The following is a 26028-nucleotide window of genomic DNA, read 5'->3' on the forward strand; positions in this document are numbered from 1 at the left end:
TCCGTACCCTTGGTACGGTTTTCACCTCCTCGTGGCTACATGACTAATAAATTTATTGTTTTTTACTTGTCAAGTAAAAATTTTTTGTTTTTAAATTTTGTTCCCCTCCCCCCTACTCAACCTAAGCAAATAATCCGTAAAAGCATCGTAAACTGCCCTCAATTCCTCATCCTCAATAGCAAAGCTGTGGATTAATATCGTGTTTATGTCTCCCCTTTTTGCTGGACCGGTGAGCCCTTCCGGGCTGCCGAGGGCGAAAAGGTTTCTCAATGCGCTTTCCACCAGCCCTTTTACCATTTTCCTTGCCAGTGGTTCCGATATTCCCGCCTTGGAGAAAAATTTCAGCGCAACATCGGCGCAGGCGAAAACGAAGTTCGCGGCGAATACATCTGCACAATGGCAAAGCGCTTTAGTATCCGAGGATATTACTACTGGTTCTCCGCCAAGGCTTTTGGCGAGTTCAGACGCAAGAGACACGCCAAAATCGTTGCCATCTATGTCGAAGAAGATATTGGCGAAGGGATTTTTTTTCGTATCGAGACCTGATATGCTTGCCATGGGATGGAGCGAAGCATAGGCATAGTCAAGCCCGGCAAGTTTTATTATTGTCGCTGGCAAAACGCCTGCGGTGTGAATAATCGTTTTTACCTTTGTGCGCTCGTGGTCGCAAATCTCCTCGAGTATGTCGAAAATAACTCTGTCTGGCACGGCTATTATCGCTACATCGCACTTTTGGAGCAACTGCGTGAGCGAATTGTAAACACCTGTGGGTATTAACTTTGCAACTTTAGCGGCTGATTCGTTATTTTTGGAGATTACGCCTTTTATGCGCCATCCTGCTTTCGAGAGCCAGTAGGCTAAATTCGCGCCTATACGACCCGCACCTATAATGCCTATGCCGAGCTGTTTCCATAACACCTTCATAGTATCTTAAATATACCCACCCTCACGATTAGCTCAAAACCTTTGTTGGCGTTAATTTACAATCAATCAAATTTTCTCCCAAAATCATTTGACATAATGATTCGAAAAAATTATTATCTTTAGTAATTTTCAGGGAGGCTCATATGGCAGAAAAAGAGCTAAAAAATAATCCTACCACAGAGGCTGAGGAGAAAACCAAAGAAGAAGTCGGTGCCGAGATGGTTCCGATTTACATAATGGGCAAAAAGTATCTCGTGCCCAAAAGCCTTACCATCCTTAAGGCACTCGAATACGCTGGTTATCAGTTGAAGCGAGGGGTTGGTTGTCGTGCGGGTTTCTGTGGAGCCTGCTCCACGGTTTACAGAACACCCGACAGCTACAAGCTTAAGGTAGGGCTTGCATGCCAGACAGTTATCGAACCCAACATGTGGTTAACCCAAATTCCGTTCTACCCTGCTGTAAAGCGAACATACGACATAACTAAAGTTCCGCCCACCGCTGAGGGCATAATGGCTTACTATCCTGAGATAGCAAGGTGTGTTGCATGCAATAGTTGCACGAAAGTGTGCCCTCAGGACCTTGAGGTTATGGACATAATTCAGGAGACCCTTCACGGGAACATCGAAAAGGCTGCTGACCTTTCGTTCGATTGTGTCATGTGCGGACTTTGCGCTTCAAGATGCCCCGCTGAGATAGTGCACTTTAATGTTTCGATTCTTGTGAGAAGGGTTTACAACTATCACATAGTGCCACGTTCAAAACAGCTCCGCGAAAGAATAAAAGAAGTTGAGGAAGGCAAGTATGATGCGGAGATAAAGTGGCTAAAGTCTCTCGACCGCGAAAGTCTTAAGAAACTTTATGAAACCAGACCTCGCGAGGGCGACCCGGGTGTTGAGCTTAAGGATAATAAGTTGGATTGGAACGAGGAAATAAAGCCGCCGTTTTACAACAAGACGGCGTAAATCATAGGGGGAAAATCATGGAATATCATCCGCTTTATTCCGAATCGATGCTTAGGTCGATAAGGAAGGTCGAGGAGACTCGACCAAAGAGGCTTGAGGAGGCGAAAAGAGGATACAGATTCGAGAAGTTAAAGCCCGACGAGGCTGAGGAGCTTCTCAGGAAATTTCACCCTGACTACATTGATGAGCAGAAGCGAGCGCTAAGGGTCGGTCCCTCAAAGGGCGAAAGGCTTAACCATGAGGTAGCCGACATTTTCGAGGCACACTCGCGAATATGGAGCCGATTCGATGAATTCACAAAGCTTATTAACGAGCCAGATTATGTTACCGATGTTTTGGTTATAGGTGGTGGCGGTGCAGCATCGGCGGCTGCATTAATGGCGCGCGAAAACGGCGCAAAAGTAATAATGACTACCAAGCTTCGAATCGGTGATGCCAACACAATGATGGCGCAGGGCGGAATTCAGGCGGCTGTAACTCCTGTAGACTCGCCTGCAATACATTATCTCGATGTTATCGGCGGAGGACATTTTATGAACGACCCTGACCTCGTGGAAGCGCTTGTTACAGATGCACCAAAAACTATTGCGTGGCTTGAGGAACTGGGCGTTATGTTCGACAAGTATCCTGACGGCACTATGATGGTTCAGCACGGTGGCGGAACATCGAGAATGAGGATGCATTCGTGCAGAGACTACTCCGGCGCAGGCATTATGAGGGTTCTTAGAGATGAGGTCAGAAACCACCCCGAAGATATTCAGATTATCGAATTTTCATCGGCTATAGAACTGATCCTTAACGACCGCGGAGAATGCATAGGAGCCATAACATATAACATGGAGACCGAGGAGTATCATATAATCCACGCGAAAGCGACGGTTCTTGCCACGGGCGGATTCGGTAGACTTCACATTCAGGGGTTTCCCACGACTAACCACTACGGTGCTACGGGTGATGGATTAGTTATGGGTTACAGAGCGGGAGTTCCTATACGATACCTTGGAGCAGTCCAGTATCACCCTACAGGAGCTGCCTTCCCAGAGCAAATAGTAGGGCTTCTTATTACGGAGAAAGTCCGCGGGTCGGGGGCTGATGTGGTTAACGCCGACGGCGAAAAATTCGTTTTTCCGCTTGAACCAAGGGATATTGAATCAGCGGCGATAATACGAGAATGCGCCCCTGTGGAGAAAGGGGGGCGTGGAAAGGGTGTCGTAACGCCAACGGGCATGCGTGGTGTTTGGCTTGATGCCCCCCTCATAGACCTTCTTTACGGCGAAGGAACCATCCAGCGTAAACTTCCAGCTATGGTGAGAATGTTCAACAGGTTCGGGATAGACATAACGAAAGAGCCGATACTTGTTTATCCGACACTTCACTATCAGAACGGTGGGCTTGCGATTAAAGTTGATGGTTCCACTAATGTTCCGGGGCTTTTCGCTGGCGGCGAGGTTTCCGGCGGTGTTCACGGTACCAACAGACTTATGGGCAATTCACTCCTCGATGTCGTGGTTTACGGCAGGCGCAGCGGGACATCGGCTGCTATATATGCTAAAGAAGTTTTCCGCGATTGGGGCAAACCATCACTCCAACATGTTTACGAGTATGAGCAGGAGCTGGCTCAATTCGATGACATACCACCAGATCGGGTAAGCCCAGTGCTGCTTCCCGATTATACTCCGCCTCATGTTAAAAAGAAGCAGTTAACAACCCAATATTTCGGCAATTTGCGATAATAGTTCTTAAACTTTTTCAACTGTTTGAACAGGGAATTATCAACATTGTTGAAAACTTGTTGAAAACGGAGTGCTATGATGAGAAAATCTGTGGCTGTAACAATTATCACAATAGTGTTTTCGCTCTTTTTAACATCTAATGTTTTGAGCCAGCCTGTGGACATATCGCAATTCCCTCCTGAAGTTGGATGTTATACGATAAGCGAGGATGGCAAGCCAATAGGAGTAGAGTTCTACATGCTCAAAGTCGTTGAGAACGGTTGGGAGCTTTCCGGTTGGCGAATGGTTGTTAAAGATTCGGTTATAAAGCGAATGCGCCATAAAGCAGAACTCGAACCAATAATGAGGTTCATAAGTTTTACGCGCGCTGACGATGAGGATTCGATGTTTGTGTCATATGAGGATGGAAAGGTGAAGTTCTGGAGACGAAGCAAAAATCAGACTTACTCAATTCAGGCGCCTGAAAAACTGTTCATCCTTGGTAAAAGGAATGTTGCGCACTGGGCGTTAATAACGAAGCTCGTTAAGATAAACAAAACCGAACCACAAGAATTTAAAGTTTTCTCCACTGACGAGATGTCAGTATTAACTCTTACCGCAACACCTTCCCAGCTCAGCGATGTGGACGGAATACCCTCGAAGAAAGTAATTTTCACAATAGGGGCTATGGTGGTTAATGTCTGGGTTGACACTTCAAATGCCAGAGTTTACAGGATAGAGATACCTTCCCAAAAATTCGTAGCCAAATACACGCCTCAATGTCCCGATACGGCTCAGTTAAAGATAAAATCACTTGGCAAGATAGTCGGTGAGGCGCTTAAGTTAAAAAAGCTTGAGGGCATAAAAGTGGAGAAAAGCATAAAAAATCCGCTTTCGATTCGATATCTGCGCGCGAAAGTAAATATTGAAGTTGAGGGTAATCTTCACTACAAACTCGGCTGGCAAAGGTTTAAGGGTAAGTATGCTAACGGAAGACTTACAGGAGAGGTAGAAATAGAAACCAAAGAATATAGAGGGCGCAATAGCTGGAAACTAGAGCAGTTAAAGGACAAACCTAAGGTGCTTACCAAGTATGTGAGGAAAACTGAAGCAATTCCTAAAGATAATGAACTGATAAAGAAAATAGCATCTCAGTTTGATGACCTAACCATATGGGAATTCGCCAAACATGCTAATAGATGGGTTGCGGACCACATCGGTTTTGACGCTGACATAAGCGATGTAGAAACGGCGCTAAAAGCGGTTAAAGGCAACTCGCTTGCCAAGGCTCGGATTTTATGCGCTGTGCTTCGCGCAAAGGGAATACCAGCTCGTGTGGTAGGTGGGCTATACTTTTTCGATGGAGTTTTCATGCCTCACTATTGGGTTGAGCTTTGGGCAGGACCACAGCCGGGTTGGAAACCAGTTGACCCATCAACAGGCGAGGATATAGGTTTTTCAGCGCTGCACATAACGCTTACAGAAGGTGCGAGCAAAATAGGCGCTGGACAGATAAATATAATAAGAGCAAAGTAGTTTGTTAATTCCCTTGGCGAGAACTGGGGGCAAAAATGTCTGAGAAGAAAGTGCTTATAGTTGGCTCCGGGGTCGCAGGAATGAGAGCTGCCTATGACCTCGCGACCGCTGGCATCAATGTTACCGTTATTGAAGCAAAAACGTACACCGGTGGGACATTAATGCAACTCGACAAGCAATTTCCCACCGATGCGTGCGGGATATGTAGAATGCAACCAAGAATAACAGGTTTTCCTGCCGGTGAATTTTGCTTGAGAAAAGATTTCGTATTCCCCGGAGTTGAGGTGCTCAGGGATACAACTTTGGTAAAGGCTGAGGACAAAAAGAACGGCAAAAAAGCGGTTACCCTGCGCCGCAAGGGATTATTTGTGGACTCATCTCTTTGTATCGGCTGCGGGGAATGTGCAAAAGTTTGCCCCGTCGAGATTGAGGACGAGTTCAATGGCTTCCTTACGAAGAGAAAAGCAATAGATCGGGCGTCGCCACAGGCTCTCTTTTCACTTTATACCATTGATGACTCAGCATGCACAAAATGCGGCGAATGCGCCAAAGTTTGTCCAACAAACGCCATTACTATTGGTGATGATGCTGAGGAGATGCGAGAATTCGACGCTATTCTTCTTACTCCTGGATTCGAGGAATTTTTGCCCACCGAGATGACGGAATACGGATACAAAATTTTCCCCGATGTCGTGACATCAATAGAGCTTGAGCGTCTCTATTCGCCCGCTGGTCCTAATTTCGGCAAATTAGTTAGACCCTCCGACGGTAAAGAGCCCGAAAGCGTTGCATTCATACAGTGTGTTGGGTCGAGAACGCAGGAGCATCCATATTGCTCGTCAGCGTGCTGCATGTATGCAATGAAAGAAGCGCGAACAATAAGGGAACTGCTTCCAAATGCTAAGGTCAAAATTTTCTTCATGGATATAAGGGCTTTTGGGAAGGGCTATTATCATTATGAAATGGAAACGGAGGAGAAAGGAATTGAATTTACACGGTGTCGCGTGCCAAAAGTTTACTTTGACGAGCCGACTAAAAAACTGAAGATAGCCTATGAGAATGATGAGGGTAAAAGAATAACTGAGTTTTTTGACCTGATTGTGCTCTCAGTTGGGCAGGTGGTGACGCCTAATGTTCTTAAGCTTGCTGAATCCTGTGGTGTGAAAACGGATGAATGGGGATTCGCTGAGCTTCCCAAAGCCGGTTCATGGGAGACTACATCGAAAAATATTTTCGCAGCCGGTTCTTTTGTCTCCCCCAAGGACATTGCAGACGCAGTCACCGAGGCATCAGCGGCAGCAGCTGAAATAGCGGAGAAACTCGGAATAACAGATAATGTAACTCTCCCGACTGTGAAGCAAAACCACCCGAAAAACGGGAAGATAGGAGTTGTGCTTTGCCGATGTAAGGACTTTATCGCTGGGAAAATTGACCTCACTTCGGTGGAATCAAGACTTCTGGAAAAGGAAGGGGTAGAGAAGGTAATTCAAGTTGATGCTTTATGTCTTGCCGATGGGCTGAAGAAATTCGGCGAATTCGTAGGGGGCAATGAGTTCGAGGAAGTAGTGGTGGCAGCGTGTCAGCCTTATACGCATCTTGTCAAATTGATTGATAAAGCAAACGAGGCGAGCGACAATCCGCCACATGTTACTATGGTGGATGTTCTCACAAGCGTCAATACAGTTTCCGATAAGGTGAGGACAGAGTTTGTTTTGAAGCAGATTGCGATGGAGATCGCGAGAATAACACATGGAAGAAGGAAAGATTTCCTGTATATGCCACCTGAACCTAAAAAGCCGAAAAGAAGAGTGGTCGTTATCGGTGGTGGACTCGCCGGACTTAGTGCTGCGTCAACTCTAATCAAGTTTGGCGTTCCAGTAACGGTAGTAGAATCTGCAGATAAAGTCGGTGGCGTGAACATCGATGGACTGGGGAAGCTGGGAAGCACGACTATTGGTGAGTATTTGAGCAAGCTAATCAGTGAACTCAAAGAAAATAAGGATGTAGAGATAATAATTAAGTCAACGGTGGTTGACATACAGGGTTCAGCGGGTGAGTTTAAAGTTGCTATTAGCTCGGAGGGTGGCACGATAAGAAAAATAATCGCTGGTGCGGTTATTGTGGCGGTTGGCGCTGACGCACATAAAACCGAAAAATTCGGATATGGCAAAAGCCCGAAGGTCCTGTTATGGGATGAGTTCGAAAGAGGAGTTCTGGTAAAGGAAAAACCCGCCGAGGTGGTTTTCATCCAGTGTGCGGATAGCAGAAATGATTACAGACCTTGGTGTAACAGGATTTGCTGCGAGAAAACTATGGAGCTTGCCATAAAAATAAAGGAGAAGAATCCCAGCGCGCGGATTTGGGTCCTTAACAGAGATATAGTAACTTATGGGCACAACGAACTCGACTATCTCAAGGCAAGAGATTTAGGAGTATTGTTCGTCAGATATACCCCTGACAAGGAACCCGAGGTGATTGTTGAGGATGAGGCGGTAAAAGTTATAGCGTATGACCCGATAATAGGCGCCGACTTACAGATACAGCCTGATTATGTAGTTCTTCAAACTGGTCTCGACCCTCATCCCCCTAAAAGCATTCTTGAAAAGATTGGCTCGCAGGATGGTTTCCTTAACGGACTTGACCCAAAGTTTTCTCCCCAGGAAACGAAGGTTGCAGGGATTTTCGTTGCGGGGTCCTGCAGGATGCCTATGAGGGCTGAGGAAGCCATTATGGACGGCAGAGCGGCAGCGATTCAGGCGGCAAAATACGCTATCGTTGAGTCATTGCCGAATAGAAGTCGCATCGCCTATGTTCGGGAAAGAGCGTGTGTAGGGTGCCAGTATTGCATTGATGCGTGCGAATATGACGCAAGAGTATTCGACGAAGTCAAGCATAAGGTTTATGTTAACGCTGAGAGCTGTATGGGATGCGGTGCCTGCGCAACAGCCTGCCCATCGGAAGCTACAGTAATTATCGAAAGGGACAAAAATGCTGTTTTCGCCCAGATAATTGAGGCATTGGCTGATTAGAACAAAGCATCCTTTAATAATACTATTTATCAAGTCGAGGAAAGTTCCCTATGGACAAAGTATTGAAGGGAAAGCCAGTCGCAGAAAAACTTTACGAGGAGTCCAGAATCATTGCGGAAAAGTATAAAGGTGTGCCCAAACTTCTTTCTGTGATGATCGGCGGTGACGAAGCGAGCAAACAGTATGTTCGCTCTAAAAGCAAAAAGCTTAGCGCTCTTGGTTTCGAGTTTGAGCTCCTCGAGTTGTCCGATGAGATAACAGAAAATGAAGCACAGGAAAAAATTGGAGATGCGATAGAGTCGCTGAACCCGGACGGTATAATAATAGAGCGTCCAGTGCCGAAACACATAAATTTCTGGCAGCTTGCGGAACTTATCCCCCCTATTTCGGACATCGATTGCCAGCGCTACGATTCCTTGGGGAGACTTATGGCGGGCAATCCTATTTTTGTTCCTGCAACGGCTGGAGCTGTCGTGGAGCTTTTGCGATTTTATGGGATAAAAACTGCTGGAAAACGCATTACGCTTATCGGTAGAAGCCTTACCGTTGGTCTTCCGCTTTCGGTTATGCTCCTTTGGAAGAATGACTATGGTAATGCAACATTAACTGTATGCCATTCAAGAACAAAAGAGTTGCAAGATTCACTTAAAAATGCTGAAATAATCATATCAGCAGCGGGAAAAGCAGGACTTATAAAACGAGAAATGGTTTCCGATGGCGTTATTGTGATAGATGTCGGGATAAATTTCGTTAACGGCAAACTCGTTGGTGATGTTGACTTTGAGGAAGTCAGTATGAAGGCAGCAGCGATAACACCTGTCCCTGGTGGGGTTGGCGCTGTAACCACTGCTTACCTGATAAAAAATCTTGCCAAAGCTTTCGAATTACGAAAAAAACTTGCTTAATATCGATTTTGGAATTTTAATTATTCATAAGCACTTTGTTCAATAAATTTTGAAGGAGGCGCGGCAAGAAATGAAAATGAGCAGAGAAAAAAAGATAGAGCGCTTCGATAAGAAGTACAAGGATAAGGGCGGATTCAAGAAATTCAAAGAGATGGTCGAAAATCTTGCTACACTTGAGGAAATAGGTAAACACTTCGGATTCTCAAGGCAGAACACAGCGGGACTGTTCAGGTCCTTTTTCGATAAGGGATACAGTGTTATTCAGAAGAAGCGTCAGCTAACAAAAAAGCTTGAGCAACTCAAAATCTGCTGCGACCTTAAAGAACTTGAAAAGCAGTTGCTCGAGAGAAATAAACCCCGCAGCGCCAAAAAAGTCGCCTACATCGCAGTGGTCAAGGAACTTGCCGAGAAGATGGGATACAGGGTATGCATACGGCGCAAACGGAGCGGTGCTCTTGAAGTATTTATAAATGGACATAAATGCGCAATATCAGGGACGAGCACGCAAACTATTTATCACATCCCCAAAAACCATCCACCAAGCATATATTACAGGTTCGCCGTTCCTGCAAAGCCAGTTGATTACTGCATTTTTATCCTCGATTACGATGGCACGCATACATTTTACATTATACCTCACGACGAAATAAAGCATCTTTCGCTTATAACGCTGAAAACCGATTATCATAGAGAGAAAGGTCGACGGGGTAATACATCAAGCAAGTATGCCGTTTTCAAAAACCGATGGGACCTTCTTGCAAAAGCAAAGCCAAATCCCGAAATAGATGAACTCGAGGAAGAACTGAAGCGAATAACAGTCTAATGCGAGAAATTCCTCAAAATCCTGCCAAAAAATTTCTTTGAACTTAAAAATGATTGGATAATTTAAATATCTAAATCCATGGGGAGAGTTGTATGGGTATTCTTGGTAGCAAAAAGAACAACGACCCTGACGAGAACCTCGACTCGTTGATAGGGGAAGGTTCGGTGTTTTCGGGCGAGCTTAGCGTTAAGGGGAGCATAAGGATTGACGGCAGGCTCGAGGGTAAGCTAACCACGACAGGGCATCTAACCGTGGGGAAAAAAGGTGTAATAATCTCGCCAACGATAAACTGCAATACTGCTCACATTGCGGGTTCGGTTAAAGGCGACATAAATGCTAAGGAACAGGTATATCTTGCCAGCACTGCCAAGGTTGAGGGGAATATTTCGTCAAGCTCGCTCGTTATTGAAGAGGGAGCATACTTTCACGGATCAAGTATAATGGGCAAGGGTAAGAAGCCCATTTTGACGGAACCAACCGAAAGTCAGGAGAAGGAGCGTTAATGGAAAGAGAAATAGAGAAGATTAAAGAAGCGGAAAAGCAAGCAGCGGAAAGAATCGCCAAGGCGGAGGCGGAAGCGAAAAAAATGGTTGCGGAAACGAAAGCCAAAATAGAGGCTGAGAAGGAGAAACTCGAGCAATTGATAAAGGAAAAGCTTAACGAAGCCACCAAAGAGGGGATTAAAGCTGCGGAAGGCAAGATAAACGAAATTGAGGCACAGACTAAAAAGACCATCGAGGAGCTTAGTAAGAGATTCGATAAACTTAGCGAGAAGCTTGTGGACATGGTACTGAAGGAGCTGTGATGGCTGTAGTTCCGATGAAAAAGGTCGGGATAATTGGATACAAACCCGACTGGAACGCTATAGTCGAGGCTTTGCAGCAGGAAAGTGTCGTCCATGTGGAACCGATAAATCCACCCGATATGGATGTATCAGACCTCGAGACGAAACTTTCGCGTCTCGACAGCGCAGCTAAATTTGTCGTGGAGAACCTTGAGCGTAAGCCGCCCAAGCCTATTCTTTCTCCCAAACAAGTTGAGAACCTTATAAAAAAGTGCGATATAGACAAAATTCTTTCGGAACTGGAGAAGCTAAAAGATGAACGGGATAGACTTTCATCGGAAGCCAACCGAATAAAAAGTAAAATTGAATCACTTCAACCATGGAAAAGCTGTCCATTGCCGTTAAAGGACATAGGCGAGACAAATTACACGAGGATAATAGCGGGTACGGTTCCTCAAAGGCGGCTTGATGAGCTTGCGGAAAAACTTGAGGAAAACGAACTCGCTTACTTCAATCTTGTGAGTATTACTCATGAGGGCGCTCACCTTATCGTTGTTTTTCACAAGGATGCGGCGAAGGATGTAGAACAGATACTTACTCGATACGAGTTTGCGAGGTGGGAGCCACGAGAGTTTGTGGATACCGCGGCAAACGAAATAAAAAAACTTGAGCAAAAGCTTTCGGAGCTTGAGCAGAAGCTTTCGGAGATAACATCGAGCGTGCGAGGATACGGTGATTTCGTGCCGTCGCTATGGGCTGCTGCCGATTCACTTGAGCAGACTATTGCGCAGTATAACGCGCTTTCCACCGCGCTTAAAACCGACATGACATTCGCCATTCAGGGATGGGTTCCGAAACAAAGGTTTGAGAAGCTGAAAAGAAAACTTGAGGCTACATTTGAGACGGTTGAGGTTTTGGAGCTTCCCGTTTTGCCCGAGGACGACCCGCCTGTCGCATTGAAAAATCCGAGGCTTATTGAACCCTTTGAAGTCGTAACCGACCTTTACGGTCGTCCGGTGAAGGGAATGGTTGACCCTACCCCGTTTATTGCCCCATTTTTTGCCATATATTTTGCGCTTTGCCTCACAGACGCGGGATACGGATTAATATTGACTCTCATCGCGCTCGCCGGGCTAATGAAGTTTAAAGCTCCCGGAACGAGAAAATTTCTGCGCATGATACTGTATGTGGGAATAGCCACTATCGGCGCTGGAATAATAACCGGAAGCTATTTTGGAATAGCACTTCCCGAGCCATCAGAGGCGACTGGGCTTGCAGCTTTCGCGTTAAAGTTAAAATTATTTGACCCACTAAATGATATCATGCTTTTCTTCGCTATTTCGATAGCCTTCGGCGCCGTGCAGCTTTCGGTTGGTTTTTTGCTCTCGCTTTATGTCGCTGTTAAGCAGGCAAAAAGTTTTATGAGAAAGTTCCACGGAGTTTTTGTAAACATAGCCTGGGTGGTGGAAACTGTTGGACTGGGACTTTTCCTTATCCACTATGTTGTGCCTGATAAAGTTCCTGGCTGGGGCGTTGCCGGAGTTAGTCTTATAAAATTGGGTGCTGCGGGAATAGTTCTGGGTCATAGTATTATCGGTCCGCTGGCGGGTTATTCTATAGCTCAATCTATAGGCAAAGCTCTTGCATTCGATGGCTTATACGGTATCATAGGATTGTTCTCGGACATTCTGTCTTTTGTAAGGATAACGGCGCTTGGGCTTTCCACGAGCATAGTAGCCGGTGTTATAACTGACCTGACCACCAAAATGAAAGGTGCGCTTTTCATCGTGGGAATATTGGTTCTAATCGGTGGCCATCTGTTTTATTCAATTTTCTCTGCGCTCGGAGCGTTCGTGCACCCCGCAAGGTTGCAGTTTGTCGAGTTCTTCAGTAAATTCTACGAAGCGGGCGGGCGAAACTTTGAACCGTTCAGAAGAAAGTATAAGCGACTCGAAGTAATATGAATTTTCCTTCCAACCCGTTTATATTACCCAATGTTTAGTTTTTTGCGATAAGCTTTAAGTTTTCGGGGTCCCCGTTGATTCTTTCGCCTATCAGGATTTAATGAGCTTTGATGCCGCGATATTTATCGGGTCCCACACCGTTCCCACGGGTGGCGCATAAGGTATGTTCATGTATGCAAGGTCTTCGGCGGTCATTCTGTTGGAGACTGCAGCGACGATCACATCGAAACGCTTGACCGATTCCGCTGGTCCGACATACTGTCCCCCGAGGATTCTCAGTGTGGTCGCGTCGGCATAAAGATGGGTCCAGCTTGTTTTCGCGCCAGGATAATAGTGTGTGTGCGATGATGACTTTATCGTTGTCTCGACCAGCTTCCAACCCAACTTTGTGCCCTCCTCTTTCGGCATACCCACAACCTGAATTCCGAGTGTGAAGAATTTTGTTACCGCGGAACGGACTATTCCCCTGAACGGCGTTGATTTCCCTGCTATGGTATATCCTATTGCTCTTCCCTGTCGGTTGGCGGTGGTTCCCAAAGGCACCCAAATCCAATTACCCGTTATCAGGTCTCTTATTTGCGCGCAGTCTCCTGCTGCGAAAATGTTCGGCCGACTTGTCGCACCTTTAAGGTCTACATAGATAGCTCCGCCAGCACCCAGTTCAAGCCCTATTTTGCGAGCAAGCTCGACATTGGGTCGTATCCCTACTGACATTATAACAATGTCGGCTTTGTAATCGCCCTTGTCGGTGTGCACAGCTGATACCTTACCGTTTTTAGTTTCTATTGCTGAGACCCGTTCTTCCAGTTTGAAGTCGACTCCGTTGTCTTTTCCTTCTGATATGACGGCATCCCGCATTTGAGAGTCGTAAAGTCCCAAGACTGTCGGCAGAAGCTCTATTACCGTTACCTTGATTCCGAGCATGGTCAAAGATTCCGCCATTTCCATCCCAACGAATCCGGCGCCTATTATGACAGCCTCTTTAGGTGAGTTTTCCTCTATGAACCGCCTAATTTTTATTGCATCATAGAGTGACCTTATGGAAAAAACTCCCTCTGAATTAGTTCCTTGAATTGATGGTATTATCGGCTTTGCGCCAGTGGCTATGGCAAGCTTTTCGTACTCGAATACGAGAGTTCTATCACCCTCTATATCGTGTACCAAAGCTCTATGGGCGTTAACATCGACATCCTCAACGATGTGCTTTACCAGAGCATTTACTCCCTTCTTCTTTTGGGCGTCTTCGGGAGTTAAAACGACAAGATCATCTATACTTTTGACCCGACCGTCTATATAATATGGAATGCCGCATGCCCCGAATGATATCCATTCACCTGCTTCTATTACTGTTACATTCCATTCAGGCTGAGCTCTTTTTGCGGCAGCAGCTATGCTCATTCCTGCCGCGCCACCACCTACCACGAGAAGATTTACTTTCTTATCCATTTTGAACCCTCGCATTTTTTGTTTCTCTTCTTATTAGCACATAATACGCGTTAACCAATGCTAACGAATACCAGAAATGATAATTCCAGGGAATATTCCCGCTTATTTGGGATACTGCAAGTCCGAAAATGAAGAGCACAAACAGTAGAAGTCCCATTTCGTATTTTGGGTTTGCAGTTCGAAAGTAATTGATAACGATTTTAACACCCCTCACAAGCGTCAATATGACGAGTGATGCGTAAGTAACGAGTCCTATTATGCCGAGTTCAACCCAGACCTCAAGGGGCATGTTGTGCGGATAGTAGTTATAATATAGCAGATGAGTTACAAGATTATGGTAACCCCCTACCCCTACTCCTATCCATGGACTTTGCTTTATATGTTCTATAGCGATTTTGTAGAGGTATATTCGAGTTATGGTGGCTACTTCCAATCCTTTTATGGCTGATTTGATACGCATGACCATCGTTGCCGCGACTCCCGACTTGAAGTAAACTATTATTATTCCTGCAAATACTAATGCAGCTAAAATTTTTTTCCACCACGGGATTTTGAGCAGCAAAAAGTAAATGACGAATCCAATAACAAATCCCCCTAATGACCCTCTGGTGCCAGTTTTTAGAAGAAAATAAATACATCCAGCGAAAATGAGAATTGCGAAAGCTTTAATAAGCACTTTTTTATATCGGTTGAAAAGCCAGATTGAGAAAATTCCGCCCACTGCAAGCGACCTGCCGTAGCTCGTTGGTGGTCCTTGGACAAGGTTAAAACGCTGCAAGAATGACGGGGCAACGACTCTGTATTTGAAAATGGATATTAAAATTATTACTGTTATAGTAGCTATGTAAGCTAAAGCTATTTTCTCGAATTCAGTGTGGTCAGTAAGTATCATCGTGAGCACGATAAGTGGGATGAAATCGAGAATTATAAGATGTCCCACCGCCTTGTAAGACCAGGGAACGGGGTATTTGGCGAGCAGTGCATACATGATGTATATACAAAGGAAAACTGTGGATATCCATACTGCGGCATTTGGGGTAAAATCTATTATGTTTGGCCTTCTGTGAAGGATGACGAGCACGGCAAAAGCATAGAATACCACAAGGAGAAACCAAGAAAGCAAGTTGTAGTTTATCCCGGCTGCAACATGCAGTGAGCGAGTGAAAAACACACCGTAGAAAGGCATTACGATAGCGAAATAGGGAAATCTAAGCACGAAAAGTATCAGAATGAGTGAGAAAGCGAGTCCAATGGGCAACGCCCAGTGTTTGTAAACCATTAGTCCGAAAACAGCCCCGAGAAAAATCGCAAAAGCCCAATCGCGGATGTTGTCCATCGTTTTGGTCACATTGATAAAATAATGGTTAAAAAACCGTTCGAAAGGATTTTGATAATTAGCATGGCAGAACTTTACCACTACTTTGGTCTTGACAAAGGTTTTGCGCAAAATAAAATTAGAAATGCACTGGGGGATCGTCTAATTGGCAGGACGGCGGACTCTGGATCCGCTAGTCGGGGTTCGAGTCCCTGTCCCCCAGTTTTTTATTGAGCTTGACCACAAAACTTATTGACCCATCTCGATTTTGTGAGCAAATTTCCTCTAAAAGAAACTTTTGAAAGGAGAGGCAATATGAAACTTTCCGAAAGAGTAGCAATCGTTACTGGTGCGGGAAGAGGTATCGGCGCTGCTATAGCCAGAAAACTTGCTGAGAACGGCGCCAAAGTAGCGTTGGTGGACATAAACGAGAATGACCTGAAAGCAAGGTTGGAGGAGATCGAAAAAAACGGGGGCACGGCAAAGTATTTCCTTTGTGATGTGAGCGATTGGGAACAGGTGAACCAGACGGTGGAGCAGATAAACAAACTATGGGGAAAAATTGATATTCTCGTTAACAACGCCGGTATAACGAAGGACAATTTAATTTTGAGAATGACCCCCGAGGACTGGGACGCTGTGATGAGGGTTAATCTTAAAGGTGCATTTCTCTTCACTAAAGCTGTGGTCCGCCCGATGATGCGAAATAAATACGGTAAAATAGTCAATATTTCGTCGGTGGTGGGGATTTTTGGTAATGCAGGACAGGCTAACTATTCGGCGTCGAAAGCTGGCTTACTTGGATTCACGAAAAGTGTGGCTAAGGAGTTTGCCAAGAAAGGTATAAGATGCAACGCCGTAGCACCGGGTTTCATAGAGACCGACATGACTAAAGGTCTGCCAGAAGATGTGAAAAATACTTTTATTAATAACACACCGCTCGGATATCCGGGGTCACCTGATGATGTCGCGAATGTGGTGGTGTTTTTGTGTTCCCCCGAAAGCGATTACATAACAGGAGAGATAATAAGAGTTGATGGTGGTATGGCGATGTGAAAAACATTTGCCCTGAAAAACTTAATAAAAGTCAGGCTGCCGCAGCAAAAGCATCCGGATTCACATTCGTGAGGGCAGGAGCAGGCACTGGCAAAACTCGCATTTTAGCTTGTCGCTTTGTTAATGTCCTCGCGGACCTTATCGCTTGTGGCATACCCCCCGAAGAAGCCGTAACGAGAATTTTTGCCGTAACCTTTACCGAGAAAGCCACCGCTGAGATGGTCGCTCGCATTGGCGAAATGCTTTATTCCCTCTGGAGAGATACCCAAGCGCTCACATGGTATAATGCTTATAAATCGTTTGATAAAGCGCAAATTTCGACTATTCACTCGCTTTGCCGTGGAATTCTCGCACGCTACCCGTTTAAAGCAGGGCTGACACCGGGATTCGATGTATCACCGCAGGCACTACCCATAGAAGAGCTCGTGAGGGATTTTCTTGAGGATTCGCTGAAACGCAGGGAAGACTTGCGAGATATCGTGTTTTTCTTCATAAGGAACGAGGCTCTGCAAGATTTGAGGGAAACGATATTCAAAATATTCGTTAATCGCAGTAAATACATAACCCACATAAAAATCCTTGCGGAGTCCAATCCAGCAGAGCTTGGAAATGCATGGAAGAAGCTTTGTATAAGCTGGTTCAATCAAATTAAGGAAGAAGCGAAAAAAGTTGCGACCGAACTTGAGAGCTTCGATGGCAGGGCAATTGCTAACGCCCGAGAGCTGGCGTCGGTCATAGCTGAAAGCAAATTCCCATTAGAGGAAACTGATATTTCTAAAATTGAAGAGTTTAAACTATCCGGCAGTTACAAAGACCCAGTTAAAAAAGGCTTAATAAAAAGGGTAAAAGAATTGAAAACTAACATCATATCTCTGGCGAACTACGAGCTGATAGATGACTATGCTTATGCCTGCGTTAACCTTGCGAAACTTTACCTTGAATTCGAGGATTTTGTATGGCGTGGCAGGGATAAGGCATCAACCCTTGATTATGCGGACCTTTTAATTCTGACGAGGGAACTCGTCTACAGCATGGGCGATGAGATTGTTGATGATATAGTTCCTCATCAGCTTCTTGTTGATGAATTTCAGGACATTTCACCGCTTCAGTGGGATATTTTGCACTGGTTTTTCGCGCGCTGCAAGGGTGGCCTTATGGTGGGTGATGAGAAGCAATCAATTTACTGGTTTCGCGGCGCCGAGGTAGAAACGATGCGCAAAGGTGAAAAATTCGCGACCGAAAAAGGTTTCGAACCTGTGGAACTTGCGGAAAACTATAGAACATCTAAAGGACTTCTTGAGGATAGGCTTAATAAAATTTTCAGCGTTTTGTTCAACCCCTCTGAGAATCAATACGAGCCAAGACATCAGGAACTGGTTTCAAGGCGTGAGAGCGCGATAGAGCCAATCTTTGAGATAATCCCGTATCCAAAAAACTGCCCTTTTAAAGAATACCAGCTTGCTGCGCGGTATGTTCTTTCTTTGCTCAGCGGTGAACGAGAAATTTTTGTCGTGGATGAGGATAGCCAACAAGCACGCAGGTTGCAGCCTGGTGATATAATGGTCCTTACGCGAAAGGGCGATGTAGTTTTCAACATAATAAAAGAGCTGCGTCAGGCGGGAATAGCGGCGGTTCCGCTGGTGGAAAGAGGTTTTTTCGACACGGAGGAAGTAAAGACAATCCTTAGCCTCATGCAATTTCTTTTGAACCCGTTCGAGAACAACGGCGCTTTGTTTTTGCTTTTAACATCGAATGCGTTTGGCTTGAAACCCGGGGAGATAACGGATAAGCTCGGAATTAATGAGAAATCGCTTTGGATGAGGCTCAAAATTTATGCGCAAAATGCGCAGGACGAAAGATTTGACCCACTTTGCAGGGCGTATAAAATTTTGTCTGCCCTTATTGATAAGGTAGATAAACTGCCCCCCGATAAAATTCTTGATGAATTTCTTTTTGGCTACGGATTTATTGCTGCCCTTTCGGCGACCACAGGCGATACAGCTTTTGAGAATATAATGAAACTTTTGGGAATGGTCAAAAGCGTTTCTTCAGGTGGTGAGTCGTTGAGCGACATTGTGGAATATCTTGAGAACATTGCGCAAATCGGGCAGGTTGGTTACGCTAAACCGTTGAAAACTTTGGATGCGGTTAGAGTAAGTACAATTCATTCCGCAAAAGGACTTGAGGCGCCTTTTGTGGTGGTGGTCGAATCGCATGGGAAAAAGGATGATAAAGTTTACTTGTGCCCTGAATTGGAAGGAGTCGTGTTTCCCAAAATCAAGAAGCTCGATAATCCAATACTTAATCGTGCCAAAAGCATAAGCACTGCCAAAGCAGACGCTGAGGAAAAAAGGTTGTTTTATGTTGCGTTAACTCGCGCTAAAGACCATCTGGCCATTATTTGCAAGAATAATAACACTTACTACAAGTGGTTTTTCGAAAATCCAGTTAAGGAAGGTGTCATATCAGAGCAAGATTATCAGTTTCTCGATTACGAGGACCTCCCACCGCTTTTTGAGCCTATTTCGGAGCCACGACCGGCGCACATCCCGGCTTACTGGTCGTTGGCTCGTGAACCAGTGCCGAGAAAATCTCTGATAATGCTTTCTGCCCGACAGGCTGCGCAGATAGTAACGGGGATTCGGTTTGACGAAGAGTTTCATTATGAGATGGAAAGTGGTAGTTTAAACTGGGGGAGACTGGTTCATCAGGCGTTATCGCTGGCGCCGTTCGATAGTGCGGAGAGCTTAAAAGCTATTGCGGAAAAAATAGGAGAAAAGTCTATCTATCCAGTTCTCATGAGGTTTTTTAATTCGGAGTGGCACGAAATTCTCTCAAAGAGCAATAATAAGAAGGAAGTTCAGCTCGTTTTGAGGTCGGGGAATTTGGTCGTAAATGGAGTTGCCGATGTGGTCGTATTCTCACCCCCTATGATATGGGATTACAAGACCGGGGGGCGAAATCCCGATAAAGAACTTTTCTACAAAACGCAAGTTAACTTTTATCGTCTCGCGCTGGCTTCGGAGCTCGGTATAAACCCGAATGAGGTTAAAACCTACCTACTGTTCATTGGCGATGAAATAGAGTCTGTCGAAGTTGAATTTGATGAAAATATTATGAAAAATTTGGAGGAGATGATTGATACAAACACCTTTTGAGTAATTCGGATTGGTCTTGAACCTCCTTTGAGCTTGCGGTAAGCAATACGACACATACAATTTCTATGGTGGTGCGAAATGGTTCTGCGAAGAAGCGCTGAAAGAGCAGCAAAACAGATAATCTGGCTCGGTTATCTTTTGCTCCCTATAGCTGGTTTTTCCTTCGCGTGGTGGCTAAGATTCCGCTCCGGGCTGTTTGAGGTCGTGGACTTTCAGCCGTTCCCTAAATACCACATTCCGATAATAATCGTTGCAGCATTTTGGGCTATAGTCTACAGAGCAAGAGGACTTCATAACCCAGATTTTTCGGTAAATTTCTGGCGCGAGGGATTAAGAGTAATATGGGCGTCGATACTGGCAATGATACTGCCTATGGCGCTGGCGTTCACATACCGGGGATACTTCTATTCAAGGCTCGTCATGATTACGGGTGCGGGAACATCGGCTATACTCTGCTTCGCGTACAAGCAAGCCGTAAAATCTATTCTGAGAAAGATGGTGCTTAGGAAAATAGGCGTTGCAAGAAAAATTATTATAGGTTGCGATAACTTTGCTCAACAGATAATAGATAGCATCAGCAAGGATAGGCTTTCAGCTGCCGGCTTGGTCGGAATGGTTTCGATTCGTGGAGAAAGGTGCACCGCTGACCTTCCATATCTTGGCGAACTCGAGAATCTTCGCGAAATCCTCATAAGCGGACAATACGATGAGGTGATACTGGCAAGTCCACAGGTGGACGAACAGACGATCCTGAAAATAATCTACGAATGTCGAAAGGAACAGGTTCAATTCAGTCTGGTGCCGAAGTTCTGGCATCTTCTTAAAGGACGAGTTTCGATAGAACAATCAGGTGAACTAAGGGTTATAGCATTCAAAGACCTTGCCTTAAAGGGGTGGCAACGCACACTGAAGCGGATAATGGATATAGTGGTTTCGTTGGTAATGCTTGTTGTTTTGTCACCTCTTTTCGGATTGATCGCTTTGCTTATAAAAGTTACCAGCAAGGGACCCGTGTTTTTCAAGCAGGAACGCATAGGGCGAAACGGACGCAAGTTTATTATGCTTAAGTTCCGCTCTATGTATGAAGATGCTGAAAAGAGGCTTGAGGAATATCTTGCCAAAAACGAAGTGGAAGGACCGATTTTTAAAATCAAGGATGACCCCCGAATAACACCTGTAGGTAAGTTTTTACGCAGATACTCGCTGGACGAACTTCCCCAGCTTATCAATGTTCTTCTCGGGCAGATGTCACTCGTGGGACCGAGACCACCCCTCGAGAGAGAGGTGAAAGAATACGAGGAATGGCAATTAAGAAGAATCGATGTTACGCCGGGCATGACGGGTCTTTGGCAGGTTTCAGGGCGTTCCGATTTGCCATTCTCTCAGATGGTGCAACTCGATATTTACTACATCGAACACTGGTCCATATGGCTTGACATAAAAATTCTTCTAAAAACCATACCAGCTGTCTTGAGCGGAAAAGGAGCTTATTAGAAAACTTTCGCCAAAAATATCTTGACAACTATATTCGATTTTTTATTATGGAAAGTTCTTATAATTACAAGGAGGTATTATTATGCGAGGAGTGGTTACTGTAACTGTTGCGGCATTAATTTTATTAACGATAGCTTTTGCGCAGCTCCAAACTCAGCAGCAACCGAGACAGCCAGCGACTCGGCAAGTTCCGATGCCGGATTCGCTTTCCAAGGCGCGAATAGATTTCGATTCAAGGAGTTTTGATTTTGGTTATTGTGTTCCTGGCAATTTTAGATTGGTTCACACATATGAGATTAGAAATATAGGCGAGGACACGCTTGTGATAAAAGGCGTGAGACCCACATGCGGCTGCACAGCTGCACCGCTCGAAAAAAGAATACTTGCTCCGGGCGAAAGAACGAAGCTTACGGCATATTTCCGCACCAGAGGATACAGGCACAGAACGAGGAAGTCCATAAGAGTAATGTCCAATGACCCCACGAGAAGATTGGCATCTCTAACATTCACAACCAATTTCGACACCGCCGATTGGTTTAACAAGGAGAAGGGCATAAGAGTTGTTCCTGACCCGCTATATCTCGACTTCGGCAAAGGCAACGATTTCAAAACCAAATTAACTGTGAAAATAAAGAACCTTTCAGATAAAAATCTTAAACTCGAGGTCGTCGACTATACGGACAAAGTTTTCGAGAAACCTGTTCTTAAATCAAAGAACCTCAAGAAGAAAAAGTCGACCAAGCTTACCGTTCAGCTCGTTCCGAATTACGATATGAACATGCCGATTCAAGCCTCTATAACGATAGCTGCTTACGATTCAAACAATAAAGAGGTGATTAGGTTTACCATCCCGGCTGTAGGCGGCGGGAGATAACGGGCGAGGCGAAGGTATTTGAAAATCGGCGCGTCAAGGCAGGATTAAGTTTGGTTTTGAGCATTTTGTATAGTTTGTGTAAAAAATGCTTTGGGCGGGTTGACCGCCCATTTTTATTTTACCACGATGGGCGAAGAAAATATCAAAATACCAGCCATCGAGTCGTTGATTGACCCACTCGCGCACACGCTTGAGGTGCTCGAGTTCGGGAAAATAATACAACGGATCGAGACATTCTGCGAATCAGAGACTGCCAAACGGCGAGTTCGCGGGATAAAACCGCTTTCAGACCCAGAGGCTATCAAAGCGCAGCAGGAACTAATTTCTGAGGTAAGAAACCTTCTTAACACATCGGGTCAACCCGATTTGACGGGACTCGGCGACCCACAGGATTTCATAGTTAAAGCCACCAAGGAAGGTGTCCTCACCGAAGAAGAGCTATGGGAAATATCGAAATTAAGCAGATTAACGCATAGAGTAATGAAACTTGCCCGGGACAGAGACAGATATCCAAGGTTGCGTTCGATGCTTGACGGGCTTTCAGAAACCACTGCTGTGCACAGAAATATAGACCGCTTTATTGCTCCGCCGGGAGTTTTCGTGGAGGAGGCATCGGAAAGGTTGACGCAGCTTAAGGCAGAGCGGAAAGTGATTCACGACAAGCTTCAGGTTAAACTTCAGTCGATGCTCGAGGACGAGAAGTATGCGGATTTTTGGCAGGAGCAGTTGATCACGCTTAGGAATGAGAGGTTCGTTCTTCCGCTCAAAGCGGAGCACAAGTCACATCTTCCCGGGGTTATTCATGACCGCTCGGCTACTGGCGCAACGTTGTTTGTGGAGCCCCTTGAGGTGGTGCCGCTGAACAATCAACTTCGAGAAATAGAGCTTGAAGCGAAGCAGGAGCGGACAAGAATCCTGCGAACACTCTCGGAAATCGTTGCTGCATACGCTGAAAAGCTTCTTAACAACCTAAAAATCCTTCATGAGCTTGACTTCGCGGCGGCTATAGCAAAATTCGCCGATACCATCGACGCAAACATGCCGACCGTTATTCCCGATGGTCCTGTAAAGATAGTTGAGGCGAGACACCCTCTCCTGCACCTTGAACTTGGCAAGGACAATGTGGTTCCTCTCGACATTGAGCTTTCCCCGAAAACGCGATGCGTAATAATAACGGGACCCAACATGGGCGGCAAAACGGTAGCTCTAAAAACTATCGGACTCGTGATTTTGATGGGCATGTGTGGACTTCCTGTGCCAGCTCAAAGCAAAACTATAATACCAGTTTTCACGAAATTTTTTGCCGACATAGGCGACGAACAATCAGTAGAGTCGAGCATATCGTCTTTCGCAAGCCACATCCTGCATTACAAGCAGGCGGCTGAACAGGCAGATGAAAATTCTCTCGTTCTTTTTGACGAGCTTGGAAGCGCGACTGACCCTCAGGAAAGTCTTCCGTTAGCATGGGCTCTTCTTGAACACCTTATCGAGAAAGGCGCCACGACTATAGTTAACACCCACATTGGTGGTCTTCTCGGACTGGCAGCTAAAAGGGACGATGTCGTTAACGCTGCGATGGAGTTCGACGAAGATAAAATGAAGCCTACATACAGGCTTCTTGTTGGTGTTCCCGGGCGTAGTTGGGCAGCCCAGATAGCGCAGATGCTCGGTTTCCCTGAAAAAATTCTTACGAGAGCTAAGGAGCTAACATCGGGCGGTGATGCACTGTCGGATGTGTTGACACAGCTACGGCGAAAAATCCGCGAGGTGGAGGATATTAAGAGAAGGCTGTCCGAGGAACTTGCCGATGCAAAGGCTAAAAGGCAGATTCTTGAAGGGCTCATAATATCTAATAGAGAGAAAGAGAAAGAGCTTTCGCGTCTTAGGCGGGTTTATGAGGATTTGCGCGATAGTCGCATTGCCGCAGCAGTCGAACGCGAGATAGACAGAATTCGCGAGGAGTGGGAAAAAATAATAGCCGAAAAACCGCAGCTTTACAAAAAGCAAAAGCAGGCTAATGAATTCATATCCCGGTTAAAGGCGCGACTTAAGCGAGCCGAGAAAGCGGTCGCACAGAGAATGGGAATGCCAAAAAAGCTTGAACCGGGGCAACGAGTTTTCATTTACAGGCTACGCAAATGGGGTGATGTTATGGAAGGAACTGATGAGCAGGGCTTCGTGAAAATACTCGTCGGTAGGATGACTTTAAGGATACACTCAAGCGGTGTGGATACCGAGACCGAATATGAACGCAAGCGAGCACAAAGAAAAAAGGAAGGTGGTATAAACTACGAGCCGAGAGTGGTTCCGAAGAAGCTCGATGTTCGCGGTTTATCTCCTGAGGAGGCATGGGACAAAGTTGATAGACTTCTTGATGATGCTGTAGCGTCTGATGTGGAGCAGGTTTTAATCGTGCACGGCAAAGGTAAGGGTGTGCTGAGGCGCGCTATAAGAGATAAACTCCATGCTGACCCGCGTGTTGCTCAACTGCGATTACCCGACGAAAGAATGGGCGGCGATGGTGCAACCATAGTCGTAATGAGGAAAGAAGAGGAAGAATCATCTGAACAGTCTCAGGAAAATGCCGACGAAGAAAGTTCCTAAGAATATTTATTTGATTTCCCGCTTTTTCCGCAAATGGTTCGACTTAAGCTTAGTAACTATTATATTATGATTGAAGTATTTTTAAGGAGCGCGTTATGCCCAAGGATCCTGATTTCTGGCATGTTGACTGGGAGGAGGAGTTCAGCGAAGAGATAACACCTGCTCAAGAGGCAGCAATCGATAAACTTGCGAAGGAGATAGCTGAGCGAGGAATGGCTGTTCCAGCACTTATGTTTCTCGAGACTGTGAAACCTTTAAACTGGATAGCAAGTCAGGTGATGTTGTTTTTCGAGCCTATAACCGCATGGTTTTTTAACCTTAGGGAGCTTGTCGACCTGAGGCGAGCCTTTCAGAAACGCGAGGGTATAGTTATTCTTATCGAGAAAATCGAAAAGTATGAGAAAGAAAGGCAAAAACGCATTAAAGCAGAAAAGGAAGCTCGCAAGAAAGCTAAACTTGAAAAGCAAGCCTCGAAAACTAAATTATTTAAGAAGTCCCGATGATAACGAAAAATATGAAAATATTAGTTGTTCTGCTCGTTTTCTTGCTTTTCGGTAGCGTTTACGCTCAGGAATCAGTCGCTACAGATGGGGTTGAGCTTGTAAGGTTGAAATTCGGTGGCGGAAGCGATTGGTATAATGGACCAACTGAACTGCCAAATCTTGCCAAATTCGTGAGAGAGCGAACGGGAATAAATGTTTTCGCTACTGGAAAGTATGTCGAACCAGCGAGCGAGGAGATTTTTAAGTATCCATTCATTTTTATGACGGGACACGGTAATTGTTATTTCACGGATGAGGAAGCAGCCAATCTTCGCCGTTGGATGGAGGCAGGCGGCTTTCTACTCGTAAATGACGATTATGGGCTCGATAAGGCATTCAGGAGAGAAGTTAAGAAAATTTTTCCAGACAGGAAACTCGTTGAGTTGCCCTTCGAGCACGAGATTTACCATTGTTACTATGACTTTCCGAGTGGTCTCCCTAAGATACACGAACACGACGGTAAACCGCCGCAGGGTTTCGGAATTTTTGTGGATGGCAGGTTGGTTCTTTTTTATGTTTACGAGTCAGATATAGCGGATGGCTGGGATGACCCCTCGGTTCACGGTGACCCACCTGAAAAAAGGCTCGCAGCCCTCAAGATGGGAACAAATATTCTTATCTATGCTTTAACCCATTAGGCTCAAACGGGAATTTTCACATCGAATGCTACACCGTTACTGGTATTCCTGACATCGATTGTTCCGTTATGTGCTAATACTACCTGCTGTGCATAGAATAGTCCCATTCCGGCTCCTTTTCCCTTTAGGCTTGCGTAAGGCTGGAAAATTTTTTCGGCAATCTCTTTATCGAGCGGCTGACCAGTGTTAAAAATGGTTAGCACGAGCATCCTTTTTGCCTTTCTCTTTTCCTGCCGATCTGTCTCGATCAAGTGTTCTTTCT

General features: G+C 45.4%; 20 protein-coding genes and 1 tRNA gene. 17 read left to right on the forward strand and 4 right to left on the reverse strand.

Annotated elements, in window-relative coordinates; translation table 11 throughout:
- Positions 1 to 90 precede the first annotated feature (90 nt).
- Positions 91 to 924 carry a DUF2520 domain-containing protein gene (locus tag J7J62_03185; protein ID MCD6124159.1) on the reverse strand — a complete coding sequence of 278 codons (834 nt, stop codon included), beginning with the start codon at positions 922 to 924 and terminating at the stop codon, positions 91 to 93.
- Positions 925 to 1142: 218 nt separating this feature from the next.
- Between J7J62_03185 and J7J62_03190 the strand changes: the two genes are divergently transcribed.
- The 9 genes from J7J62_03190 to J7J62_03230 all read left to right on the forward strand — a co-directional run bounded on the left by J7J62_03190 (position 1143) and on the right by J7J62_03230 (position 12639).
- Positions 1143 to 1886 (forward strand): 4Fe-4S dicluster domain-containing protein, encoded by a 744-nt coding sequence (locus J7J62_03190; GenBank protein MCD6124160.1) that lies wholly within the window; start codon positions 1143 to 1145, stop codon positions 1884 to 1886.
- A gap of 17 nt (positions 1887 to 1903) precedes the next feature.
- Positions 1904 to 3619: an FAD-binding protein gene (locus tag J7J62_03195; GenBank protein ID MCD6124161.1), complete on the forward strand. Its 1716-nt coding sequence runs from the start codon at positions 1904 to 1906 to the stop codon at positions 3617 to 3619.
- A 78-nt stretch (positions 3620 to 3697) separates the two neighbouring features.
- A complete protein-coding gene (locus J7J62_03200; protein MCD6124162.1) occupies positions 3698 to 5134 on the forward strand; it encodes a transglutaminase domain-containing protein in 1437 nt (478 codons plus the stop codon).
- Between the two features lie 35 nt (positions 5135 to 5169).
- Positions 5170 to 8163 (forward strand): CoB--CoM heterodisulfide reductase iron-sulfur subunit A family protein, encoded by a 2994-nt coding sequence (locus J7J62_03205; protein MCD6124163.1) that lies wholly within the window; start codon positions 5170 to 5172, stop codon positions 8161 to 8163.
- A gap of 50 nt (positions 8164 to 8213) precedes the next feature.
- The gene (locus tag J7J62_03210) at positions 8214 to 9068 is read left to right on the forward strand and encodes a bifunctional 5,10-methylenetetrahydrofolate dehydrogenase/5,10-methenyltetrahydrofolate cyclohydrolase (protein ID MCD6124164.1); all 855 of its coding nucleotides are present in this window, start codon (positions 8214 to 8216) and stop codon (positions 9066 to 9068) included.
- Positions 9069 to 9138: 70 nt separating this feature from the next.
- The gene (locus tag J7J62_03215; protein MCD6124165.1) at positions 9139 to 9891 is read left to right on the forward strand and encodes a hypothetical protein; all 753 of its coding nucleotides are present in this window, start codon (positions 9139 to 9141) and stop codon (positions 9889 to 9891) included.
- Between the two features lie 92 nt (positions 9892 to 9983).
- Positions 9984 to 10394: a polymer-forming cytoskeletal protein gene (locus tag J7J62_03220; GenBank protein MCD6124166.1), complete on the forward strand. Its 411-nt coding sequence runs from the start codon at positions 9984 to 9986 to the stop codon at positions 10392 to 10394.
- A complete protein-coding gene (locus tag J7J62_03225) occupies positions 10394 to 10696 on the forward strand; it encodes a hypothetical protein (protein MCD6124167.1) in 303 nt (100 codons plus the stop codon). Before J7J62_03220 ends, J7J62_03225 begins: the two co-directional genes overlap by 1 nt.
- Positions 10696 to 12639 carry a V-type ATP synthase subunit I gene (locus tag J7J62_03230; GenBank protein ID MCD6124168.1) on the forward strand — a complete coding sequence of 648 codons (1944 nt, stop codon included), beginning with the start codon at positions 10696 to 10698 and terminating at the stop codon, positions 12637 to 12639. Before J7J62_03225 ends, J7J62_03230 begins: the two co-directional genes overlap by 1 nt.
- Positions 12640 to 12729: 90 nt before the next feature.
- On the opposite strand, the gene J7J62_03235 is transcribed toward J7J62_03230, so the two are convergent.
- Both J7J62_03235 and J7J62_03240 read right to left on the reverse strand, forming a co-directional pair.
- On the reverse strand, positions 12730 to 14085 hold the full coding sequence (locus J7J62_03235) for an FAD-dependent oxidoreductase (protein ID MCD6124169.1): 1356 nt from the start codon (positions 14083 to 14085) through the stop codon (positions 12730 to 12732).
- Positions 14078 to 15433, reverse strand: coding sequence for an O-antigen ligase family protein (locus tag J7J62_03240; protein ID MCD6124170.1), 1356 nt, complete (start codon positions 15431 to 15433; stop codon positions 14078 to 14080). Before J7J62_03240 ends, J7J62_03235 begins: the two co-directional genes overlap by 8 nt.
- 118 nt (positions 15434 to 15551) lie before the next feature.
- On the opposite strand from J7J62_03240, the gene J7J62_03245 reads away from it, so the two are divergent.
- The 8 genes from J7J62_03245 (at position 15552) to J7J62_03280 (ending at position 25766) form a co-directional block, all read left to right on the forward strand.
- Positions 15552 to 15623, forward strand: a tRNA-Gln gene (locus J7J62_03245).
- A 92-nt stretch (positions 15624 to 15715) separates the two neighbouring features.
- Positions 15716 to 16456 carry a 3-oxoacyl-[acyl-carrier-protein] reductase gene (fabG, locus tag J7J62_03250; protein ID MCD6124171.1) on the forward strand — a complete coding sequence of 247 codons (741 nt, stop codon included), beginning with the start codon at positions 15716 to 15718 and terminating at the stop codon, positions 16454 to 16456.
- Positions 16453 to 19614, forward strand: a complete 3162-nt coding sequence (locus J7J62_03255) for a UvrD-helicase domain-containing protein (protein ID MCD6124172.1) — start codon at positions 16453 to 16455, stop codon at positions 19612 to 19614. The genes fabG and J7J62_03255 overlap by 4 nt, the downstream gene beginning before the upstream one ends.
- 78 nt (positions 19615 to 19692) lie before the next feature.
- On the forward strand, positions 19693 to 21108 hold the full coding sequence (locus J7J62_03260; GenBank protein MCD6124173.1) for a sugar transferase: 1416 nt from the start codon (positions 19693 to 19695) through the stop codon (positions 21106 to 21108).
- Positions 21109 to 21190: 82 nt separating this feature from the next.
- Positions 21191 to 21982, forward strand: a complete 792-nt coding sequence (locus tag J7J62_03265; GenBank protein MCD6124174.1) for a DUF1573 domain-containing protein — start codon at positions 21191 to 21193, stop codon at positions 21980 to 21982.
- Positions 21983 to 22108: 126 nt separating this feature from the next.
- Complete coding sequence (locus J7J62_03270) at positions 22109 to 24586, forward strand: endonuclease MutS2 (protein MCD6124175.1); 2478 nt, start codon at positions 22109 to 22111, stop codon at positions 24584 to 24586.
- 95 nt (positions 24587 to 24681) lie between these two features.
- The gene (locus tag J7J62_03275) at positions 24682 to 25089 is read left to right on the forward strand and encodes a hypothetical protein (protein MCD6124176.1); all 408 of its coding nucleotides are present in this window, start codon (positions 24682 to 24684) and stop codon (positions 25087 to 25089) included.
- 11 nt (positions 25090 to 25100) lie between these two features.
- Positions 25101 to 25766, forward strand: a complete 666-nt coding sequence (locus J7J62_03280) for a DUF4159 domain-containing protein (GenBank protein MCD6124177.1) — start codon at positions 25101 to 25103, stop codon at positions 25764 to 25766.
- 2 nt (positions 25767 to 25768) lie between these two features.
- On the opposite strand, the gene J7J62_03285 is transcribed toward J7J62_03280, so the two are convergent.
- Positions 25769 to 26028: HAMP domain-containing histidine kinase (locus J7J62_03285; GenBank protein MCD6124178.1), on the reverse strand; the 260-nt coding region annotated here is incomplete at its 5' end.

The sequence above is a fragment of the bacterium genome, from assembly GCA_021159335.1.
In the GTDB taxonomy this organism is placed as follows: Bacteria; UBP14; UBA6098; order B30-G16; family B30-G16; genus JAGGRZ01.

Excerpts from the sequence above, each read along its gene's own strand:
- J7J62_03185 (MCD6124159.1), bottom strand. The coding sequence starts at position 924 with ATGAAGGTGTTATGGAAACAGCTCGGCATAGGCATTATAGGTGCGGGT.
- J7J62_03190 (MCD6124160.1), top strand. The coding sequence starts at position 1,143 with ATGGTTCCGATTTACATAATGGGCAAAAAGTATCTCGTGCCCAAAAGC.
- J7J62_03195 (MCD6124161.1), top strand. The coding sequence starts at position 1,904 with ATGGAATATCATCCGCTTTATTCCGAATCGATGCTTAGGTCGATAAGG.
- J7J62_03200 (MCD6124162.1), top strand. The coding sequence starts at position 3,698 with ATGAGAAAATCTGTGGCTGTAACAATTATCACAATAGTGTTTTCGCTC.
- J7J62_03205 (MCD6124163.1), top strand. The coding sequence starts at position 5,170 with ATGTCTGAGAAGAAAGTGCTTATAGTTGGCTCCGGGGTCGCAGGAATG.
- J7J62_03210 (MCD6124164.1), top strand. The coding sequence starts at position 8,214 with ATGGACAAAGTATTGAAGGGAAAGCCAGTCGCAGAAAAACTTTACGAG.
- J7J62_03215 (MCD6124165.1), top strand. The coding sequence starts at position 9,139 with ATGAAAATGAGCAGAGAAAAAAAGATAGAGCGCTTCGATAAGAAGTAC.
- J7J62_03220 (MCD6124166.1), top strand. The coding sequence starts at position 9,984 with ATGGGTATTCTTGGTAGCAAAAAGAACAACGACCCTGACGAGAACCTC.
- J7J62_03225 (MCD6124167.1), top strand. The coding sequence starts at position 10,394 with ATGGAAAGAGAAATAGAGAAGATTAAAGAAGCGGAAAAGCAAGCAGCG.
- J7J62_03230 (MCD6124168.1), top strand. The coding sequence starts at position 10,696 with ATGGCTGTAGTTCCGATGAAAAAGGTCGGGATAATTGGATACAAACCC.
- J7J62_03235 (MCD6124169.1), bottom strand. The coding sequence starts at position 14,085 with ATGGATAAGAAAGTAAATCTTCTCGTGGTAGGTGGTGGCGCGGCAGGA.
- fabG (MCD6124171.1), top strand. The coding sequence starts at position 15,716 with ATGAAACTTTCCGAAAGAGTAGCAATCGTTACTGGTGCGGGAAGAGGT.
- J7J62_03260 (MCD6124173.1), top strand. The coding sequence starts at position 19,693 with ATGGTTCTGCGAAGAAGCGCTGAAAGAGCAGCAAAACAGATAATCTGG.
- J7J62_03265 (MCD6124174.1), top strand. The coding sequence starts at position 21,191 with ATGCGAGGAGTGGTTACTGTAACTGTTGCGGCATTAATTTTATTAACG.
- J7J62_03270 (MCD6124175.1), top strand. The coding sequence starts at position 22,109 with ATGGGCGAAGAAAATATCAAAATACCAGCCATCGAGTCGTTGATTGAC.
- J7J62_03275 (MCD6124176.1), top strand. The coding sequence starts at position 24,682 with ATGCCCAAGGATCCTGATTTCTGGCATGTTGACTGGGAGGAGGAGTTC.
- J7J62_03280 (MCD6124177.1), top strand. The coding sequence starts at position 25,101 with ATGAAAATATTAGTTGTTCTGCTCGTTTTCTTGCTTTTCGGTAGCGTT.